Consider the following 409-nt stretch of genomic DNA (forward strand, 5'->3'; position numbering starts at 1 on the left):
CGGCAAAGGTTTCCAAAGTGGATTCAAATACACAGGTAAGCTAAGCGAGGCTGAACTAAAACCATTTGAGGGTAAGGTTTGTCCGAGCGATCATGGTTCGCTTCATTCCGGTGATACTATTGAAGTGCATTATGTGTACTCAACGGCGCAAGTGGAGCCGGGTGAAACATTAGGGGCGTGTTTCAATGATGCAATTACTAACCCTCAGCTACGTGTAGAAACCCAAGTCTACGTCTTAGTGAATGATAACAAAGCGCTCGATTTTGAAGAGCTAGCTAAGCACTCTAAAGTGAATGGTTTGCACCAAGCGACGAACATTCCACAAAATACAGGTTCTGCCATTCAATATGCAGGCTCGACTACGGGCCCAGGTTACAACGAACAAGGTTCACCGTTCCAAGTCACATGG

1 protein-coding gene is annotated in these 409 nt (G+C 46.0%); it reads left to right on the forward strand.

From position 1 onward, the window contains the following. Positions 1 to 409: delta-class carbonic anhydrase (locus tag AB4486_RS22690; protein ID WP_372118731.1), on the forward strand; the 409-nt coding region annotated here is incomplete at both ends.

The sequence above is a fragment of the Vibrio sp. 10N.222.55.C6 genome (assembly GCF_041473395.1).
Taxonomy (GTDB): Bacteria; Pseudomonadota; Gammaproteobacteria; order Enterobacterales; family Vibrionaceae; genus Vibrio; species Vibrio crassostreae_C.